The organism is Occultella aeris, from assembly GCF_902703175.1.
GTDB lineage: Bacteria > Actinomycetota > Actinomycetes > Actinomycetales > Beutenbergiaceae > Occultella > Occultella aeris.
The window spans coordinates 55692-75391 of record NZ_CACRYJ010000068.1 but is presented as its reverse complement, the minus strand read 5'-3'; the positions used below and the strand labels follow the sequence as shown (position 1 = coordinate 75391).

Annotated in this window: 17 protein-coding genes; 8 read left to right on the top strand and 9 right to left on the bottom strand. The window is 70.5% G+C overall.

Annotation, left to right across the window (positions count from 1 at the left end):
- The first annotated feature begins 10 nt into the window (after positions 1-10).
- The 4 genes from zwf to HALOF300_RS27135 all read left to right on the top strand — a co-directional run bounded on the left by zwf (position 11) and on the right by HALOF300_RS27135 (position 5799).
- Positions 11-1552: a glucose-6-phosphate dehydrogenase gene (zwf, locus tag HALOF300_RS24085; RefSeq protein ID WP_156743426.1), complete on the top strand. Its 1542-nt coding sequence runs from the start codon at positions 11-13 to the stop codon at positions 1550-1552.
- The gene (locus HALOF300_RS24080) at positions 1549-2472 is read left to right on the top strand and encodes a glucose-6-phosphate dehydrogenase assembly protein OpcA (RefSeq protein WP_156743425.1); all 924 of its coding nucleotides are present in this window, start codon (positions 1549-1551) and stop codon (positions 2470-2472) included. The genes zwf and HALOF300_RS24080 overlap by 4 nt, the downstream gene beginning before the upstream one ends.
- Complete coding sequence (gene pgl / locus HALOF300_RS24075; RefSeq protein ID WP_231955725.1) at positions 2469-3257, top strand: 6-phosphogluconolactonase; 789 nt, start codon at positions 2469-2471, stop codon at positions 3255-3257. Before HALOF300_RS24080 ends, pgl begins: the two co-directional genes overlap by 4 nt.
- Positions 3258-3324: 67 nt before the next feature.
- The gene (locus tag HALOF300_RS27135; protein WP_197522807.1) at positions 3325-5799 is read left to right on the top strand and encodes a serine/threonine-protein kinase; all 2475 of its coding nucleotides are present in this window, start codon (positions 3325-3327) and stop codon (positions 5797-5799) included.
- 16 nt (positions 5800-5815) lie between these two features.
- Here the strand turns inward: HALOF300_RS27135 and HALOF300_RS24065 are convergent, their stop codons facing one another.
- Positions 5816-6640, bottom strand: coding sequence for a serine/threonine-protein kinase (locus tag HALOF300_RS24065; protein WP_156743424.1), 825 nt, complete (start codon positions 6638-6640; stop codon positions 5816-5818).
- 140 nt (positions 6641-6780) lie between these two features.
- Between HALOF300_RS24065 and HALOF300_RS24060 the strand changes: the two genes are divergently transcribed.
- Entirely contained in the window at positions 6781-8892 is a 2112-nt protein-coding gene (locus HALOF300_RS24060; protein ID WP_156743423.1) for a cation:proton antiporter, read from the top strand.
- 45 nt (positions 8893-8937) lie between these two features.
- Here HALOF300_RS24060 and HALOF300_RS27585 read toward each other — a convergent pair whose 3' ends face one another.
- The 3 genes from HALOF300_RS27585 to HALOF300_RS24045 are packed head-to-tail and all read right to left on the bottom strand — an operon-like array spanning position 8938 to position 12604.
- A complete protein-coding gene (locus HALOF300_RS27585; protein WP_156743422.1) occupies positions 8938-10587 on the bottom strand; it encodes an FHA domain-containing protein in 1650 nt (549 codons plus the stop codon).
- 2 nt (positions 10588-10589) lie between these two features.
- Entirely contained in the window at positions 10590-11024 is a 435-nt protein-coding gene (locus tag HALOF300_RS24050) for a hypothetical protein (RefSeq protein ID WP_156743421.1), read from the bottom strand.
- Between the two features lie 11 nt (positions 11025-11035).
- The gene (locus HALOF300_RS24045; RefSeq protein WP_156743420.1) at positions 11036-12604 is read right to left on the bottom strand and encodes an FAD/NAD(P)-binding protein; all 1569 of its coding nucleotides are present in this window, start codon (positions 12602-12604) and stop codon (positions 11036-11038) included.
- Between the two features lie 207 nt (positions 12605-12811).
- Here HALOF300_RS24045 and HALOF300_RS24040 point away from each other — a divergent pair, with 207 nt between their 5' ends.
- The 3 genes from HALOF300_RS24040 to HALOF300_RS24030 are packed head-to-tail and all read left to right on the top strand — an operon-like array spanning position 12812 to position 15584.
- Complete coding sequence (locus HALOF300_RS24040) at positions 12812-13480, top strand: O-methyltransferase (RefSeq protein ID WP_156743419.1); 669 nt, start codon at positions 12812-12814, stop codon at positions 13478-13480.
- Positions 13480-13986, top strand: coding sequence for a PH domain-containing protein (locus HALOF300_RS24035; protein ID WP_156743418.1), 507 nt, complete (start codon positions 13480-13482; stop codon positions 13984-13986). Before HALOF300_RS24040 ends, HALOF300_RS24035 begins: the two co-directional genes overlap by 1 nt.
- Positions 13983-15584 (top strand): PH domain-containing protein, encoded by a 1602-nt coding sequence (locus tag HALOF300_RS24030; protein WP_156743417.1) that lies wholly within the window; start codon positions 13983-13985, stop codon positions 15582-15584. The genes HALOF300_RS24035 and HALOF300_RS24030 overlap by 4 nt, the downstream gene beginning before the upstream one ends.
- A 146-nt stretch (positions 15585-15730) precedes the next feature.
- Here the strand turns inward: HALOF300_RS24030 and HALOF300_RS24025 are convergent, their stop codons facing one another.
- From HALOF300_RS24025 to gap, 5 genes are all read right to left on the bottom strand, one after another.
- Positions 15731-16078, bottom strand: a complete 348-nt coding sequence (locus tag HALOF300_RS24025; RefSeq protein WP_133109147.1) for an RNA polymerase-binding protein RbpA — start codon at positions 16076-16078, stop codon at positions 15731-15733.
- A 15-nt stretch (positions 16079-16093) separates the two neighbouring features.
- Positions 16094-16330, bottom strand: coding sequence for a preprotein translocase subunit SecG (gene secG / locus HALOF300_RS24020; RefSeq protein ID WP_408637019.1), 237 nt, complete (start codon positions 16328-16330; stop codon positions 16094-16096).
- 135 nt (positions 16331-16465) lie between these two features.
- The gene (gene tpiA / locus HALOF300_RS24015) at positions 16466-17263 is read right to left on the bottom strand and encodes a triose-phosphate isomerase (RefSeq protein ID WP_156743416.1); all 798 of its coding nucleotides are present in this window, start codon (positions 17261-17263) and stop codon (positions 16466-16468) included.
- Between the two features lie 35 nt (positions 17264-17298).
- A complete protein-coding gene (locus HALOF300_RS24010; RefSeq protein ID WP_156743415.1) occupies positions 17299-18495 on the bottom strand; it encodes a phosphoglycerate kinase in 1197 nt (398 codons plus the stop codon).
- 106 nt (positions 18496-18601) lie between these two features.
- Positions 18602-19609, bottom strand: coding sequence for a type I glyceraldehyde-3-phosphate dehydrogenase (gap, locus tag HALOF300_RS24005; RefSeq protein ID WP_156743414.1), 1008 nt, complete (start codon positions 19607-19609; stop codon positions 18602-18604).
- Between the last annotated feature and the right edge of the window lie 91 nt (positions 19610-19700).

Genomic DNA, 19700 nt, shown 5'->3' with positions numbered 1-19700 from the left:
GTACCACCGGATGGCACCGGCGAAGGTGACGAACGGGCACAACCCGCTCCGTGACCCATCCGATCGGCGACTGCCGAAGATCGCCGGGCCCAGCGGCCTGGTGATCTTCGGCGTCACCGGCGATCTGGCGCAGAAGAAACTGCTGCCGGCGGTCTACGACCTGGCGAACCGAGGGCTCCTCCCCCCGGCCTTCGGCCTCACCGGGTTCGCCCGGCGGGACTGGGAGGACCAGGACTTCCGCAAGATCGCGCACGACGCGATCTCCAAACACTCGCGCACCCCGTTCGACGAGGGTGTCTGGGAGCAATTGTCCAAGGGCTTCCGGTTCGTCTCCGGGGAGTTCTCCGACGACTCCGCCTTCGAGCGGCTCGCACAGACGGTGCAACGTCTCGATGACGAGCGCGGCACGCGGGGCAACCACGCCTTCTACCTGTCCGTGCCGCCCGGGCAGTTCCCGCTGGTGCTCCAGCAGCTCGCGAAGGTGGGCCTGTCCACGCCAGCCGAGGGCACGTGGCGGCGGGTGGTCGTGGAGAAGCCGTTCGGCCACGACCTCACCAGCGCCCGGGAGCTGAACGACGTGGTGGAACAGGTCTTCCCACCGGAGTCGGTCTTCCGCATCGACCACTACCTCGGCAAGGAGACGGTCCAGAACCTGCTGGCGCTGAGGTTCGCGAACCAGATGTTCGAACCGATCTGGAACGCCAACTACGTCGATCACGTCCAGATCACGATGGCCGAGGACATCGGCATCGGTTCGCGGGCGGGCTACTACGACGGCATCGGCGCGGCCCGGGACGTCATCCAGAACCACCTGCTCCAACTGCTCGCACTGACCGCCATGGAAGAGCCGGTCTCCTTCGAGGCCGACGAACTGCGCGCCGAGAAGGAGAAGGTGCTCTCCGCCGTCACCATCCCACGGGACATCGGCCGGCACACCGCCCGCGGTCAGTACGAGGCGGGTTGGCAGGGCGGCGAGGAAGTCCTCGGCTATCTGCAGGAACAGGGCATGAGCACCGGCTCGATCACCGAGACCTACGCGGCCATCCGCCTCGACGTCGACACCCGGCGCTGGGCCGGGGTGCCGTTCTACCTGCGCGCCGGCAAGCGCCTCGGCCGCCGCGTCACCGAGATCGCCATCGTCTTCAAACGGGCGCCACACCTGCCGTTCGATCTGAACGAGACCCAGGAGCTCGGCCAGAACGCCATCGTGATCCGCGTGCAGCCGGACGAGGGTGTGACCATCCGGTTCGGCTCGAAGGTGCCCGGCACGGCAATGGAGGTCCGCGACGTCACCATGGACTTCGGCTACGGCCACGCGTTCACCGAGTCCTCGCCCGAGGCATACGAGCGGCTCATCCTGGACATGCTCCTGGGCGACCCGCCGCTGTTCCCGCGCCAGCGCGAGGTCGAGCTCTCCTGGCAGATCCTCGACCCGATCATCGACTACTGGGCGAAGCACGGGAAGCCGGAGCAGTACCGTCCGGGCACCTGGGGCCCGCCCTCGGCCGACGCCATGCTGGCCCGCGACGGACGCACGTGGAGGCGGCCATGATCATCACCCTCGAGGACACCACCAGCTCCGCCATCGGTGCCAAGCTCGTCGCGCTGCGCGAGGAGGGTGGCGCCGTGGCCCTCGGCCGGGTACTGACTCTGGTCATCGTGGCGACCGGCGAGGACGTCGAGTCGGCCGTGGAGGCCGCCAACGACGCCAGCCGGGAGCACCCGTGCCGGGTGATCGTGGTCGACCCGGGCGACGGTCGCAAGGCCGCCGGGCTGGACGCCGAGATTCGGATCGGCGGCGACGCCGGGGCCAGCGAGGTCATCGTGCTGCGCCCGTTGGGTGCCGCCCGCGACGAGGTGGACACACTCGTGGTCCCGCTGCTCCTGCCCGATGCGCCCATCGTGGTGTGGTGGCCGCACGAACCGCCCGAGAACATGGCCGCCGACCCACTCGGCGCGATGGCCCAGCGCCGGATCAGCGACGTGGGCACCTGTGCCAAGCCCATCGAGCACCTTGCCGGGCTGGCCGACACCTACGCGCCGGGCGACACCGACCTGTCCTGGGCCCGCACCACGTTGTGGCGTGGCCTCGCCGCCGCGGCGTTGGACGAGCCGCCCTACGAGACGGTCCGGGCCGTACGGGTCATCGGCAGCCGGGACCGCCCGTCCACACACCTGTTCGCGGCGTGGCTCGCGGCGAATCTGAAGGCCCCGGTCACCATCGAACACGACCCGGAGGCGTCCGCGATCACCGGGCTCGACCTGGAACGGCGCAACGGGTCGATCACGATGCGCCGCCCGGAGGGCAGCGCGGTGGTGACCGTCACCCAGGACGGCACACCGACGCAGCAGATCGCCATGGCCAAGCGACCGATCGCCGACTGTCTGATGGAGGATCTGCGCCGACTCGACCCGGACGAGACCTACGCCCGCAGCCTGCTCAAGGGCCTGCCGAAGGTGGCCGGGGAGTGAGCCCGGTGGACGGCGCCGGCCCGGCCCACCAAGGGCCCGCGCGCGCCGTGGTCGTGCACCCATCTGCCGACGCTCTGGCCGAGGCCACGGCCGCTCGGCTGCTCCTGGCCATCCTCGACGCCCAGTCCGTGCGCCACCCCGTCCACGTCGCGCTCACCGGCGGCACGGTCGGGATCCGGCTCCTCGAGCGGGCCCGGCGGACCCCGTTGACCGAGGCCGTCGACTGGACCGGGGTACACCTGTGGTGGGGCGACGAACGGTTCGTGCCGCGCGCCGACCCCGAGCGCAACGAAGGTCAAGCCCGAGCGGCCCTGATCGACCACCTACCGATCCCGGCCCAGAACGTCCACCCGATGGCGGCGACCGAGGACGTCGCCACGGCGGAGGAGGGCGCCGCCGCCTACGCGGCCGAACTGGCCGCGTACGGGGGCGCCGACGGGCCCCTCGTGTTCGACGTGGTCCTGCTGGGCATGGGCCCGGATGCCCACGTCGCCTCGTTGTTCCCCGGCCACCCCGCGCTGGGCGCGACCGGCACCACCGCCGTCGCGGTCCACGACTCGCCCAAACCGCCGCCGGACCGGATCTCGCTGACCTTCGAGGCACTCGAGTCGGCCCGCCAGGTGTGGCTCGTCGTCGCGGGAGCGGAGAAGTCGGGCGCGGTGCGCCGCGCCCTCGGCGGTGCCACCGACGCGCAGGAGACGCCCGCCGCCGTCGTCGCCGGACGGGACGTGACGCTATGGCTGCTGGACACCGCAGCGGCCGGAGCCGACCCCGGGCTCGTCTGACGATCGCCCTGCTCTCCGATAAGGTGAGCCGGGCATTTGCCTCACGACATCAAGGGGATGGAACAGGGTGGACTTCGAGCCGGGCCAGGTCTTTGCTGGCTACACCATCGAGCGCGAGCTCGGGCGTGGCGGCATGGGCTCGGTATATCTGGCCAAGCACCCGCGGCTCCCCCGCCGCGACGCACTCAAGATGCTCAGCACGTCCCTGTCGTCCGACGAGAGTTTCCGGACCCGGTTCGAGCGCGAGGCCGACCTCGCCGCACAGCTCTTCCACCGGAACATCGTCGCCGTCTACGACCGCGGTGAGTTCGAGGGTCAACTCTGGATCGCGATGCAGTACGTCGAGGGTACCGATGCCTCGCACGCGATCGCAGCCGCCGGCGGCGGTCTCGACCCGGCCCGGGTCGTGCACATCGTCACCGAGGTCGGCAACGGACTCGACTTCGCCCACCGGGCAGGCCTGTTGCACCGGGACGTCAAGCCCGCCAACATCCTGCTGGCCCCCGGCCTGGACCCGGACGATCCCGAGGAGCCGGAGCAGGTCCTGCTGACCGACTTCGGGATAGCCAAGGCCATCGACGATCGCGACAACAACCTCACCGGCACCGGCAACATGCTCGCCACCTTGGCGTACGCCGCTCCCGAGCAGATCGAGGCCCGCTCCCTCGGCCACGAGGTCGACGTCTACGCGCTCGGTTGCGTGCTGTACGAACTCCTCACCGGCAGCGTGCCGTTCGTCGCCGACTCACCGTTCGCCAAGATGACTGCCCATCTCACCCAGGACCCGCCGAAACCGTCCGAGGCCCGGCCCGGACTGGGCACGAGTTTCGATGCCGTCGTCGCGAAGGCGATGGCCAAGAAGCCCGAGGACCGGTACCAGAGCTGCCGGGCGCTGAGCCGGGCAGCCGCTGCCGCGCTGAAGACGCTGACCGAACAGTCCGAGACCGAGACGGTGCTGCAGCCCGCCCGGACGCCCGCGGCGGCACCGGGCGAGCAGCCCGGCAGCCCGCACCCGACGCCCACGCCGAGCCGGGCACACACCGGCCCGCGGCCGCCGTTCACGCTGAAGGTCCGCCGCTACTTCGCCGACGGCCGCCAGAGCCAGGAGGTCGGCCCGGTCGACACCCGGAACGTGCCGATGGCCGACCGCACCGCACTCGAGGCGCTCCTGCACGAGGCCCGCTTCTTCGACCTGCCGCCGCGCCTGCCGCTCGAGCGTCAGATCACCGGCGACTACCTCGAGGAGATCACCGTCGGCGCCGGCGAGCGCACCTGGACGGTCGCATACGAGCACCAGGGGTCAAGGCACCCACTGGTGCTGGACCAGATCGCACCGCGCCTGGCCCGGATCTCACCCTGGCACGTCACCTCGGCGGCCCCGGCCGCGTACCTGCGGGCGAACAACGCACCGGGCAACCGCAGCTGGTCACCGAACGCCACCATCGGCCCGATCGGACAGGGCGGCCGCGACACCGGCCCGAACGCGACCGGTCAGGTCCCACCCGTGCCGATGCCGACCGGACCGATCCCGGCCAGCCCGATGCCGACCGGCCCGATGCCGACCGGCGCGATGCCGACCGGCGCGATGCCGACCGGCGCGGCGCCGACCGGCGCGGCGCCCACCCGGAGCACCGGCGGCATGCCGAGCTACCTCTCCGCGCCCGCCATGCCCACCGCCCAGCACACCGGCATCCATGCCGTGGGTCACAAGGCCCCCCTCCGCCGCGGACCGAACCCCGCCATGATCACGGGGTTCGCGGTGGCGCTGGTCGCCATCATCGTGCTCATCGTGATCGCCGCCAACGGCGGGTTCGGCGGCGCGAACGACGATCCAGACGGGATCGAGGCGCCGGCCGACCTCACGATCACCGTGAACGGCGACGGCGAGACGGTCGTCAACTGGAGCTCCGTGCCGGACGCCACAGGCTACGAGCTGGACCGGGACGGTGAGCTCGTCTACGAGGGCACCGCGCGCCAGTTCGTCGACACGGCCCCCAGCGGGCAGGAGTACACCGTCCGCGCCATCGGGCCGGAAGGTGAGACCTCGGATGACAGCACCCCCGCCGTCGCCGAAGCGTCGCTGGATCCGGGCAGCTGGGGTGATGCCGAGTTCATGCGCACGGCGTTCCCGAGCCTCGTGCCCGACGGTCCGAACCTGGCCGGTCACAACGACGCCACCTGCGCGCTCGGCAGTTCCGAGCAGCTGCCACAGCCGGACACCGTCGACGCCGCGATCACCTGCACCCAGTCGGACGGCCTGGTGTTCACACTGCTGCACTTCACCTCGGCGGACGCGTTGGCCACGTTCGGCTCCGAGGGTGTGGCCAACGAGGGGTGGTTCAGCCAGGAGTGGTTCTACGACTCCGCTCCGGATGACCCGGCCGGGACCGAGTACGGCAGCCAGGACGGCGTGACCGACCCCGGCTTCCTGTACACCACATTCGTCCACCCAGACCGCACCCAGTACATGGTGGCCGTGTGGTGGCCCGACCACGAACGACTCGACATCCGCCGGGACTGGTGGGTCGGCGCCCCGTTCTGAGGGCTCCGCGGCTTGATCAGGCGCGCAGGCCGGCGATCGCCTGCGCGACGGCCTGCGCCGTCTCGTAGCGCTGCCCGAGCGGCGCGAGGCAGCGACTGACCACCTCGGCCTCGGCCGGGGACAGTCGCTCGGACAACGTCGGACCATCGGCCTTGAGCACCGTGCGGATGGCCAGCAGCGGCTGGTTCTCGGGCAGGTCGCCGTACAGTCCGACACCCGCGAGGACGCGGTGCGCGGTGGCGCCCAGGCCCCAGATGTCCGTGGCGCGTGAGGGTGGCTCCCCCAGGAGCAACTCGGGATCGACGAACTCGACGGAGGTCTCCGGTGCCATCCCCGTCAGTGTGGCGCCGGCCGCGAACACCCGGGCCAGGCCGAGGTCGGACACCTTGCCACCGGTCTCGGTGATCATCACGTTCGCGGGCTTGACGTCGCCGTGCGCGAGCCCTGCCTCGTGCAGGGCGTCGATCGCGAGGGCGGCGTGTTCCATCACGGTGAGCGCCCGGGCCCGTTCCAACGGCCGCGCCGGGCTGGCCAGTGAACCGAGCGGGAAGTACTCCATCGCGTAGAAGAACCGGTCGTCCAGCACTGCGTCGTACACGGTCGCCAGGTACGGCGAGTCGACGGCGGCGAACGCACGCAGCTCGCGGGCCCCGCGCCGGTAAGCATCCTCGGTGACCTGGCCGGCGAAGACCTTGACGGCGACGTACTCGTCGGCGATCCCCAGCCGCGCCGGCGGGCGCGCCAGGAAGAACTGCCCGTGGTTACCGTCACCGATCGGCCGCACCACCTCGAAGTCGGCCAGGACGGGCAGGTCGCGGACACGCTGATCACGCAACGACATCTGACTTCCCCAAACGTGGACTCGGTGGGTCACGGACCCAATATCATTCGTGGCAGATCAGGCGAAAGTCTATCGGGCAGGCTCCTCCACCACGAGGGGAACCGTCCCCATTCCGCCGGCCACAAGGGACTCCAACGGTCATGCACACAGCGGCGCACGTGTTCCTGGCGATCGCCGTCATCATGCTCATCGCGCGGCTCTTCGCCCGGCTCGCCGGAAAGATCCACCAGCCCCCGGTGGTGGGTGAGATCATCGCCGGTATCGCGCTCGGGCCGAGCGTCCTCGGGCTGTTTCCGGGCGATTTGGACGCGAGACTGTTCCCCCCGGAGATCCTTCCGTATCTGGACATGCTCGCCCAGCTCGGCCTGGTGCTGTTCATGTTCATCGTCGGGCTCGAACTCGACGTGACGCTGGTTCGAGGCCGGGAGAAGCTCGCCGGCACGATCTCGTTGAGCTCGGTCATCCTGCCGTTCGCGATGGGCTTCGGTCTCACGTTCGTGCTGTACCCGTTCCACAACGAGACGGACGCGGGCACGGTGCCGTTCCTGGGCCTGGCCCTGTTCCTCGGGATCGCGATGGCCATCACGGCCTTCCCGGTCCTCGCTCGGATCCTCACCGACCGAGGAATGCACCGCACCACCACGGGCGTGCTCGCACTGGCCTGCGCCGCGGTGGACGACATCCTCGCCTGGACCCTGCTGGCGTTCGTGGTGGCGGTGGTCCAGGGCGAGGGACCGGCCGACGTGATCCGGATCGTCGTCCTCACCGCCGCGTTCGCGGCCCTGATGTTCGGAATCGTGCGGCCACTGCTGAAGCGGCTGGTCGACGCCTACCAGCGGGCCGGCCGCCTCACCCCCAACATCCTCGCGATCGTCCTGATCGGTGTGCTGGCCTCGTCGGTCATGACCGATGTCATCGGCATCCACGCCATCTTCGGTGCGTTCATCTTCGGCGCGATCATGCCGCGCCAGGGCGCCGCAGACCTCACCCGGGAGATCCTCGAACGGCTCGAGCAGGTGAGTGTCCTGCTCCTGCTCCCGCTGTTCTTCGTGGTCACCGGCCTCAGCACGGACATCGGCGGCATCACCGGCGCCGGGCTCTGGCAGTTGGCGCTGATCATGCTGGTGGCGGTCGGCGGCAAGTTCGGCGGCGCGTTCGTCGCGGCCCGCCTGATGAAGGTGCCGAGCCGGCAGGCCACCGCGCTCGGCGTCCTGATGAACACCCGCGGGCTCACCGAGCTGGTGATCCTGCAGATCGGCCGCCAGCTCGGCGTCCTCGACGGGGAACTGTTCACCCTGCTCGTGCTGATGGCGATCCTGACCACGATGATGACCGGCCCGCTGCTGCGCCGCGTCTACCCGGACCGGGCGATCGCCAAGGATATCGCCGCCGCCGAGCGGGCCGCGCTCGGTGTGGACGAGTCCTACCGGGTGCTGGTCCTGGTCGACGACCCCGCCAGGGCGGACCGGATGGCTGCGATCGCCGGCACCCTGCTCGGCACCGGCCGACCCGGCAAGGTCGTGCTCAGCCGGTTCGTGGCCCGCGAGGCCTCACCGGTGGAACTCGGCGCCGGCCTGTCCTCGAACCTCACCCTGATGGCCGCCACGGTTGACGACCTCAACGCCCTCGCCTCCCGTGTTCAGGCGACCGGGGTTCCGGCGACGGTGCTGTCACGGTTCACCGCGGATCCCTGGTCCGATCTCCTTGGTCAGGCCGACACGGCCGAGGCCGCCGTGGTGCTGGTGGACGCGGACTGGTTCGCAGCCAACGCACCGGCCGGCACCGGCGAGGGAACCGGCACCGACCTGTCCGGGCACCGGTTCAGCGTGGCCACCGTGCGCCTGCCCGAGGCTGATGCCGCGGCAGACGCACCCGTTGTCGTCATCGCCGGCGGCGACCCGGACGGTCGTGGCGCGGTGCTCGCAGGAGCCGCGGCGGCCCGCGCCCGGGGGACGGAACTGCTCCTGCACCTGCCGGACGGGGTCCGGCTCGCCCGGCGTTTCGGCGCTGCGCTGGCGGCGCTGCACGCGGACGGCCTCGGCTACCGTGTGGTCGAGCGCGGCGAGGCGGACGCCGCGGGCGCGGCCATCCGGGTGGTGGCAGCAGGCCTGGCCGACGGCGCCGCATCCTCGCCGGGTACCGCTGCGGTCACGCTGTGGGCGGGTCAGGACGTGGCGGACGCCGAGCTCACCGAGGCCCTCGGCGCGCTCGTCACCGAGGACGAGGAGACCACCGGGGCGCCGAGGACGTGAGGTTCCGGCCGGAATACCGCCTCCGGGACCCTGCCGCAGGCAGCCTCAACGCAGGCGGGCCGCAGAGGACTCGAACGTGAACGTCCGCTGCCCCACCCGCACGTGCGTGCCCGGCGTGAGCACGAAGTGCTGGTTCGGTGCCAACCGCTGCCAGGACTGCTCGTCCGTGGCCGCCACGTAGGTGCCGTTCGCTGAACCGCGGTCGATGAGCACGACGTCCCAGCCGGAGAGCCGGATCTCCGCATGCACCCGGGAGAGCGCGCCCGAGGTGTCATCGAGCCGGACCGGACGGAGCGTGCCCTCGCGGACCGCGGCGTCCGACTCGGGGTTGCGGCCGAGCACGTAGTTGTCGTCAAGCACGAACGTCGCGCCGACGTCGAGCACCAGCAGACCGAGCGGCGGGCGCCGCTCCTCGACGAGTACGCCGGTCATCTGGTCCATCCTGATGCCACAGACGCGGCAGAACGAGACCCGCGGGTCGTTGAGGTGCTTGCGGGAGCACCGGAAACCCTGGACGTAGTCCTGTGGGCGCTCCTTGACGCCGGCGGCCTTCTCCGCGGCCTTCTGCTGTGCGGTCTGGCGCGGAGCCGGCGCGGCCGGCGGGAGCGGCGCCCGCGGGGGTTCCGGGGGGCCGTCCTGGATCAGTTCGGACAACCGTGGCGGCGCGAGCGCGGCCGCGGGCGTGCCCGCTGACGGAGGCGGGGGCACCACGGGTGCACCGGTCGGCGGTGGCGGCACCACCGGAGTACCGGCGGACGGCGCCGGCGGCACCACGGACCTTCCCGAGGGCGGTGGCGGAGGCACGGCACGTGCCGAGGGCGGCGCCGGCACGGAGGAGCCGGCCGCCGCGGACGGCGGCGGAACCTGAGCGCCCGCACCCTCAGCCATCGGCTCGCCGTCAGCCATTGCCTCGCCGTCAGCCACCGCCTCACCGGACGCCGGCTCGGCAGCCATCGCCTCGCCGTCGGACATCGCCTCGGCGTCGTACGCGGCTGAGGAGAGGGTCGCGGACGAGCCGGGCACGGGGCCGTGGGCACCCGGGCCGGACGGCACCGGTACGTCGGGCCCGGCCAGGTGGCTGCCGGACGTGGCCGGGACGTCGGCGACGGCCGGCTCGCTCATGTGGTCGGTGACCGGCCCGAACAGCAGCCCGCCGCCGGGGGTCACGCCGCGGTGGAAGCCGGCCCAGGCAGGCATCGGACCGTCGGCGGAGGCGAGCGCGTCGGCGGCGTGCTCGGGGATGTCCAGCTCGCCGTCGGCGTCGTCGTCGGCGATCAACTGCAGAGCGCCCGCGGGCCACGGCAGCAGCCGGTCCACGGTGAACGCCGCATCCTTGCCGAACAGCGCGACCCGCTCCTCGGGCGACGTCGCGGCATCAGCGACGCGCTCGGTGACGCTGATATCGCCGTACAGGAAGATCGCGACGCCGTTCTCGCTGGCGGAGATGGAGCCGAACCCCGGGGCGACTCCGTTCGTCTCCTCGAACCGGCTCAGCCAGATCGACAGCTGCCGGGCGAGGTCGCGCCCCGGCGCCGTCGGCGCGGTCCGGGACGACGTCTGGATGCGCTCGAGGAGGTCGTTGGCGGCGTCCGGGTCGGTCCCGGGGTCGGTGCGGATGATGGCGACCACCCCCGGCAGACGCACCAGGTGATGGCGGCCCGGGTGGACCCGAGCCGGGACATCGTCGAAGTTCACCTTCACAGGAAACGACCTCCATTGAAGCGCCAGCGGATGAACGGGACCCGCAGGGGTCCGTTCTGGACCGCCCAGATGAGGATCCATGTGGTGCAGAACTGGATCACGAACGCCCAGCCCGGCACATGTTCGACGCCGGGGATCCAGCCGAGGTTGATCAGCAGCCAGATCAGCAGGCCCTCGTTGATCCCGGTGAACAGACCCCAGATCGTGGGCCAGTCCTTCTCCCACCGGAACTGCTGGAGGAAGTGGTAGAGGAACTCCCAGAGCACGCCGAGCACGATGACCGTGAGCAGGATGATGAACGTCGTCCGGTAGCTCTCGCCCAGGGGTGCGCCGGTCGGCAGCACCGGGGTGATGATCAGCGTCCAGATCCCGCCCAGGATGGCGGTGACGAGAATCCGTGATTGGAGTCGCCCGTTGAGGGTGGGTAGCACGGTTCGCCTTCCTAGATCGGCCGGTTCCGGGCCCAGCGCCACCACTGGGCGATGGATCGACCCGGACCCAGTCTCTTCACGAAGCCCAGTCGGGCGAGGTCGTCCGCGATCTCCTGCGCGGAGATCTGCAGACCGAGGAACGTGTCCACACCGGGGAACGGGCCACCGAGGGTCGAGCTCCCGGAGGCGTACAGACGGCCCGGGCGGCTGCGGGTGCCGATCACCTCGAACTGCTTGTTCACGTCGAGTCGGCCCTTCGGGTTCCGGCCGGCACCACTGTGGTCGAGCAGGTCGGCGAGCACCCGGCTCTCCCGGATGTCCGCCTCCAGGCCGGTGCAGTCGACCACGAAGTCCGCGTACTCCTCGAGGGCGCCGTGCTGGGTGCTCATCGCGACCACCACGCCGGCGCCGTTCGGTCCCGGGCGGAGCGAGTCGAACGCGCCCTGCATCTCGCGGTACCAACCCTGTGACCGGCCGCGCTTGAGCTGCTCGAGCCAGTTCTTTCGGAACGGCGTGTTCGTGCCGCCCATCTCCTCATAGGCCTGCGCGCGGGCGTCGCCCTCGAGCTTGGCCATCTTCTCCTTGAGCTGACCGCCCCACACCGACTTCGGGTAGTTGAAGCCCTGATAGGCCCAGCCATGGCCGCCGGGGCGCCGGTTGAATATGTCCTTCCCGTGCGGCCCGGTATAGAACGTGCGGAACACCTGGAGGATCTCCGTCTGCAGGTTGTACTTGTCCCGGTCGTCGATGAGCCGCTGCAGCACCCGCGAGGCGACGATGCCGCCGCCACGCACGATCACCTTGCCCGGGCGGATCCGGAGCTGGTCGTAGACCTGCTCGTGCGGCTCGTAGGCGTTGACCACCTTCGTGGGGTCGCGGTAGCGCTCCCGGTAGTCCTGCAGGTCCTTGAGCAGCCTCAGGCCGGGGTATCCGATCGCGATGTGCACGTACTGGCTCTGGTAGGCGATGCGCTTGGTCTGCGCGGCCCCCGCGGGCGGGGTCAGGATCGTGTAGTACCCGCCGCCCGCACGCCGGCGGACCATCCGGACCTGCCCCTTGCGCACGGACTGGAGGTAGCCGATCCGGTTCATCTCCTTCTCCATCGAGGAGAACGCCTGGCCGGCCCTCGGGGTGAAGTAGTTCGTCAGGATCGGCTCCGTGAACACGTTCCAGAGCGGCCACACGAACTCCTTGAGGCTCTTCGCCGCGAACGCCTCGGAGAGCGCATAGGACGGGAAGCCCCAGATGTTGTCCGGCCGCGACTGGGAGTCCGAGCGCAGCCGCTCGTTGCGGGGGATCTGGGAGACCCGCGTCAGGTACTCGTAGCTCTGCCACGGCACGTCAAGACCGGTCAGGACCACGATCTGCTGCGCCGGCACTCCGTAGATCCGTAGATAGTCCACGGTCACGAAGGAACCGATGCCGCCGCCCACCGTCACGAACGGCACCGGCACCACGGGGATGCCCGCGCGCGCCACCATCTCGTCCGTCCAGATGTCGGTGTCGATGAGTTCCGGGGTGAGGTCACCCGGTTCTGTCGTCGGTGCTGCGGATTGCGGGAGTGGCTGATCGCCGCTCATCCGTTCTCCCTTCGATGCAACGTGTTCTGTGTTCGCACAGGGCGAGGATCGCCCGCAGGGAGCACGCTATCGACTCAACGCAACCGACGGGGGCGCTTTCCGGCGGTCCGCGCGGGCAGATCGCCCCATCGACTCCCCTCGACCGTCACCGTAGCGGATGCGCCCTCACCCCTAGTCAGGGCAGGCGCCGTTTGTCAGGATCGAGGCATGGACACAGAAGGATGGACAGAAGTCGACCGGTACTTCGCCGACCGCCTCCGACCTCGCGACCACGCCCTCACCGAGGCCGTCGCGGCCGGCTCCGAGCTCCCGCAGATCCAGGTCTCCGACCTGCTCGGTGGGCTGCTCGGCGTGTTGGCCCGGACCGTCTCGGCCCGGCGCATCCTGGAGGTCGGCACCCTGTTCGGATTCTCCGCGATCCACCTGGCCCGGGCGCTTCCTCTGGACGGCAGGCTCATCTCGCTGGAGTACTCCCCCGAGCACGCCAGGATCGCCCGGGAGAACATCGAGCGGGCCGGCCTGCAGGACTTGGTCGAGGTGCGGGTCGGGGCCGCCCTGGACACGTTGCCGGGCGTCGCCGCCGACATCGACGCACCGTTCGACCTGGTCTTCGTCGACGCCGACAAGCAGAACAATCCGGGCTACCTCGACTGGGCGTTGCGCCTGACCCGGCCCGGCGGGCTGATCATCGTGGACAACGTGGTGCGCGGCGGCGCCGTCGCCGACCCCGACAGTGACCGCCCGGACGTCCGGGGCACGCGCACCATGGTCGATGCCGTGGCGACGGCGGTCGCCGAGCAGCGTCTCGACGCAACCGCCCTGCAGACCGTCGGGAGCAAGGGATACGACGGCATCCTGCTCGCCTACGTGCGCTGATGTCGGATCCGCAGACGACCGTGCTGCAGCTGCGGCCGCCACGGAACCGGTACGACCACCGCGTGGTCGCCTGGTGGCGCTGGAGCGCGATCTGCTGGACCTCGGTCATCGCACTCCCCCTCGTGATCCTCGGCATCATCATCGCGCCGGCCCGCGTCTGGCTGCTCGGGCCGGCCGCAGTCGTGATCGTGATCGGCGCAGCCCTCGCCGTGGCGCTGCCCAAGTGGTGGTACGCCAAGCACCGGTGGGAGGTCACCTCCCACGCCGTCTACACCCGCACCGGCTACTTCTGGCAGACCTGGCGGGTGGCGCCGATGAGCCGGATCCAGACGGTGGACACCACCCGCGGGCCGTTGCAGCGGGCGTTCGGGCTCGCCACCGTGGTGGTCACGACGGCGTCTGCGGCGGGCCCGGTGTCGATCGCCGGGCTCGACGACGAGCAGGCGGCCGAGATCGCGCACGGGCTGACGATCGTCACGAACGCGACCCCCGGCGACGCGACGTGAGCGCACCCGAGGAGGAGTCCCCCACGCCCACGGGGGCCGACGGCGGTCCGAACCCTGAGGACTGGCACCCGCTCGACCGCCGGACCGCGCTCGTCACGGCCATCCTGCTGTTCGCGATCTTCGCGGGAAGCTCGGTCCTCATCGTCGTCCCGATCTGGGCACAGAGTGACGCGGGCCCGGCCGCGCTCGCCTGGAGCGTGGCCGGCACCGTGCTGATCACGGCGGGCTCCGCCGTCGCCGACCACCTGCGCTGGCGCACCACCCGGTACCGCCTCACGGACACCCGCCTGGAGATGCACAGCGGCATCCTGTTCAAGCGGCGCCGGTCCCTGGCCCGGGAGCGAATCCGGAACGTGGACCTGACCGCCAACATCCTGCTGCGGGCGTTCGGGCTGGTACGCCTGTCCATCGGCACCGGGGAGAAGGTCAGTGAGAGCGAGGGCCAGTCGATCGTGCTCGACCCGGTCGCCAGGGCCGAGGGCGAGCGCCTGCGCACGGACCTGCTCCGCCGCGCCGGCCCCGCCGCGGATCCGGCCGACGAGACGGCGCTGGCCGTCTGGTCCCCGCGCTGGATCCGGTACGTCCCGATATCCGTCTTCACATTGCTGATCGCCGCCGGCGCGGCGGGCGCCGTGTTCCAGGTCACGGAGTGGTTCGGCGTCCCCGAACTGCCGGTGACGTGGGCGCGCTCGCTCGCGGACCGGTTCGGCGCCTGGCCCGCGCTCCTGGGTGCCAGCGTGGTGTTCGTCGTGGCCGGCGCGGTCGGCCTGACGGCGCTCGGACTGGAGTCCTGGTGGAACTACCGGCTGGAACGGGCCGACGGCGTGCTCCGGGTCCGACGCGGACTGCTCACGTCCCGCTCGACCAGCTTCGAGGAGTCCCGGGTCCGGGGCGTCGAACTCGTGGAGCCGCTCGGCATCCGCCTCGCGGGCGCGGCGCGCCTGGACGTGCTGGCGACCGGCCTGCGCGCGGACGCGGAGAAGCAGGACGCGGCCACGCTGGTGCCGGGATCACCGCGGGACGTCCCCCTCGCAGTGGCCGAACGAATCCTCGGCGTGCCGCTGCCGGCGGACCTGCGCCCGCACCCGCGCGCGGCACGCAACCGCCGCCTGTTCCGGGCCGCCCTGGTGATCGTCGGGCTCGTCGCCGTGGTCTGCATGCTGGTGCTCACGGTACGCCCGACGGCGTTCTGGACGTCGGTCATCATTGTCGCCGCCGTGGTCGGCTCGATGATCGCGGTCGCAGTCGCCGTGGACGGCGCCCGCAGCCTCGGGCACGCGCTCACACCCGACCACCTGGTGGCCCGGCGCGGCAGCATCCGACGGAGCACCGTGTCGCTGTCCCGGCCCGGGATCATCGGCTGGCGGATCCGGCAGTCGGTCTTCCAGCGCCGGGTGGGCGTGCTCACCGTGACGGCCACCACCGCAGCGAGCCGCGGCAGGTACTCCGTCGTGGATGTCGGATCGGCCACCGGTCTCGGACTCGCCGATGAGGCCGTGCCGGGGTTGCTGCGACCGTTCCTGATGGCGGCTGAACCGATGGGCGCCGACACGGAGGGTGTCGGCGCCCGTGGGGACCAGGTGGGCCGGCGGCCATAGTGGCGAGAACGGTGCGTTTCCGACGTGCCAGGTACGTCGGAGTCACACCACAACAGGGCGGTGGGCCAACCTCGGAGCCGGCCGCAGGCACTGGGCCCGTCGGGCCCCGCACGAGTAGCAGGGCTCGACTGGCCGCTCGCTTCGGTTCAGCCGCCCCGGCGGGCGCGGAGCGCCGCGAGAGCCTCGTCGAGGAGCGCGGCGCCGTCGGAATCGGTCCGACGCTCCTTCACGTACGCGAGGTGGGTCTTGTACGGCTCGTTCTTGGGAGCCGAGGGCGGGTTCGCCTGGTCCTGACCGGCGGGCAGCCCGCAGCGTGGGCAGTCCCAGGTCTCCGGGACCACCATGCCGGGCTCCTGCGCGAAACTCGGCCGGGTCTCGTGACCCGACGCGCACCAGTAGGAGATCCACACCCGCGGTGCGGCGTCTCCCCGTTCGGCCTCGCCCATCGGTCCGGCGCCGACGCGCGAACCTCGAATTGCACTACCACCAGCCACGTGAAGACTCCCTGCTCAGATCGTGAACTTCTGGATGAGACCCAACAGCACGACCACAACGCCCCAGATCACGGCGGAGCCGATCGTGATCCGGTTGAGGTTGCGCTCGGCCACTCCGGACGAACCGAGGCTGGAGGACATGCCACCGCCGAACATGTCGGAGAGGCCACCGCCCTTGCCCTTGTGCATGAGGATCGTCATGATCAGCACGCCGCTGGTCATCACCAGCAGGACCTGCAGGATGATGGTCATTACCGTCACGTCGTCAGTACTTCCTCACGTCTTATGGGCATGCGCGGACGGCGCACAACCTTGGAACCCTCGGTGAGTTTACGCGATCGGCGCGGGGACTTCACGCCTTGCCCCCGCGCCGACGCGCACACCTGCCTACAGACCCACGTCGTGGGACTGGTACCGCGCGATCGCGGCGAACTCCGTCGGGTCGAGACTCGCCCCACCGACGAGCGCGCCGTCGACGTCCGGCTGGGCCATGATCGTGGCCACGTTGCCGGACTTCACCGAGCCGCCGTAGAGGACCCGGACGGCGTCGGCGACCTCGGCCGAGTACAACTCGGCGAGCCGGCCACGGATCGCGCCGCAGACCTCCTGGGCGTCCTCCGGGGTCGCGACCTCGCCGGTGCCGATCGCCCAGACCGGCTCGTAGGCGATCACGGAGCGGGCGGCGTCCTGCTCGGAGATCCCGTCGAAGGCACCGTCCACCTGGGCGAGGGTGTAGGCCACCTGCTCGCCCGCCTGACGGATCTCCAAGCCCTCGCCGACGCAGACGATCGGGATGATGTCCGCGGCCAGCGCCGCCTTGGCCTTCGCACCCACGAGCGCGTCGTCCTCAGCGTGGTACTGGCGGCGCTCCGAGTGACCGACGACGGCGTAGCCCACACCGAGCTTGGCCAGCATCGCCGCGGAGATCTCGCCCGTGTAGGCGCCCTTGGCGTGCGCGGAGATGTCCTGCGCGCCATAGCCGATCTCGAGCTTGTCGGAGTCGACCAGGGTCTGCACCGAACGCAGGTCGGTGAACGGCGGGCAGACCACGACCTCGACGGCGTTGAAGTCGTGCTTCGCGTCCTTGAGGGTCCAGGCCAGTTTCTGGACGGTGTGCGTGGCCTCGTGGTGGTCGAGGTTCATCTTCCAGTTCCCCGCCATCAGCGGGGTGCGGTTCTTTGCCATCTTCGGTGGCGCCTTCCTGCTTCGTCCGGTCGGGGTCAGTTGAGAACGTCGATGCCGGGCAGGACCTTGCCCTCGAGGAACTCGAGGGAGGCTCCGCCACCGGTGGAGATGTGGCTGAAGCCGGCTTCGTCGAAGTCCAGCTGACGCACCGCCGCCGCCGAGTCACCGCCACCGACGATGGTGAACGCGCCGGCCGCGGTCGCGTCGACGAGGCCCTGCGCGACGGCCTTCGTACCGCCGGCGAACGCGGGGAACTCGAAGACGCCCATCGGGCCGTTCCAGACGACGGTCCTCGCTGACGCGATCGCCGCGGCGAACGCGGCACCGGACTCGGGGCCGATGTCCAGCCCGATCTGGTCGTCGGGGATCTCGCTCGCGGGCACGACGGTGGCCGGGGAATCCGCCTTGAACTCGGGCGCCACGATGATGTCCGTGGGCAGCACGATGTCCACGCCCTTCTCGGCGGCCGTGGCGAGGTAGCCCTTGACCGTTTCGATCTGGTCCTCCTCGAGCAGCGACTTGCCGACGCTGTACCCCTGGGCGGCGAGGAAGGTGAAGACCATGCCGCCGCCGATGAGTAGGCGGTCCGCCTTGCCGAGCAGGTTCGCGATCACGCCGAGCTTGTCGGAGACCTTGGACCCGCCGAGGACGACGACGTAGGGCCGCTCCGGGTTGTCGGTCGCGCGCCGCAGCGCCTCGATCTCGGTCTGCACGAGACCGCCGACGGCGGCGGGCAGCTTGGTCGCGACGTCGTAGACGCTGGCCTGCTTGCGGTGCACGACGCCGAACCCGTCGGAGACGTAGGCGTCCGCCAGCGTTGCGAGGTCGTCCGCGAGCGCGCCGCGCTCGGCGTCGTCCTTGGACGTCTCGCGTGGGTCGAACCGGATGTTCTCCAGGAGCACGACGTCGCCGTCGGCGGCAGCGGCCACAGCCGCCTGCGCACCCGGGCCGATCGTGTCGGGCGCGAGGACGACCTCTTGGCCGAGCAGCTCACCGAGGCGGGCCGCCACCGGCGCGAGGGAGTACTTGTCCTCGGGCGCACCCTTGGGGCGACCGAGGTGAGCCGTCACGACGACCTTCGCTCCGCCGTCGACCAGCGTCTTGATGGTGGGCAGGGCGGCACGGATGCGGCCGTCGTCGGTGATCGTGGTGCCGTCCAGCGGCACGTTGAAGTCGGAGCGGACGAGCACGCGCTTGCCGCGCAGGTCGCCGAGGTCGGAGATGGTCTTCATGGTTGCCACGGTTCCCGTGGATCCCTTCTGGGAGTGGTTCGGTTCGGGACATGACGACGCCCGCGTACACACCGGTACGCGGGCGCCATCATGAGCGGAGCGAGGGTCAGAGCTTCTCGCCGACGTAGACCGTGAGGTCCACGAGACGGTTCGAGTAACCCCACTCGTTGTCGTACCAGGCCACGACCTTGACCTGGTCGCCGATCACCTTGGTCAGGCCGGAGTCGAAGATGCTCGACGCCGGGTCGGTGACGATGTCGGTGGAGACCAGCGGGTCCTCCGAGTACACGAGCAGGCCCTTGAGCTCGTCGGTCTCGGCGGCCTCCTTGACGGCGGCGTTGATCTCCTCGACCGTGACCTCGCGGGAGGCGGTGAAGGTGAGGTCGGTGGCCGAGCCCGTCGGGACCGGCACGCGCAGCGCGTAGCCGTCCAGCTTGCCCTTGAGCTGCGGGAGCACGAGGGACACGGCCTTGGCCGCTCCGGTGGAGGTCGGGACGATGTTCAGGGCGGCGGCGCGGGCGCGACGCGGGTCCTTGTGCGGGCCGTCCTGCAGGTTCTGGTCGGCCGTGTAGGCGTGGATCGTGGTCATCAGGCCACGCACGATTCCGAACTTCTCGTCCATGACCTTGGCCAGCGGCGCGAGGCAGTTGGTGGTGCAGGACGCGTTCGAGATGATGTGGTGGTTCGCCGGGTCGTAGTCGGTGTGGTTCACACCCACCACGAAGGTGGCGTCCTCGTTCTTCGCCGGGGCGGAGATGATGACCTTCTTGGCGCCCGCGTCGATGTGCGCCTTGGCCTTGGTCGCGTCCGTGAAGATGCCGGTCGACTCGATGACGATGTCCGCACCGAGCTCGCCCCAGGGCAGAGCGGACGGGTCACGCTCGGCGAGTGCCTTGAACGTGTGGTCACCGACGGTGATGGTGTCCTCGCCGTAGGACACGGGTCGGTCGAGCCTGCCGAGGATCGAGTCGAACTTCAGCAGGTTCGCCAGGGTCTCGTTGCTCGTCAGGTCGTTGACACCGACGACCTCGATGTCAGCACCGCTGGCCAGGACGGCGCGGTAGAAGTTCCGTCCGATGCGGCCGAAGCCGTTGATTCCGACGCGGATGGTCACGTTTTCCTCCTCGCGCGCTCACTGCGCGCATAGCGTCTGTCGGTCTTCGCGCTCACGCGCGAGTTTGTGGGGAGTGTGATGACCCTTCGAT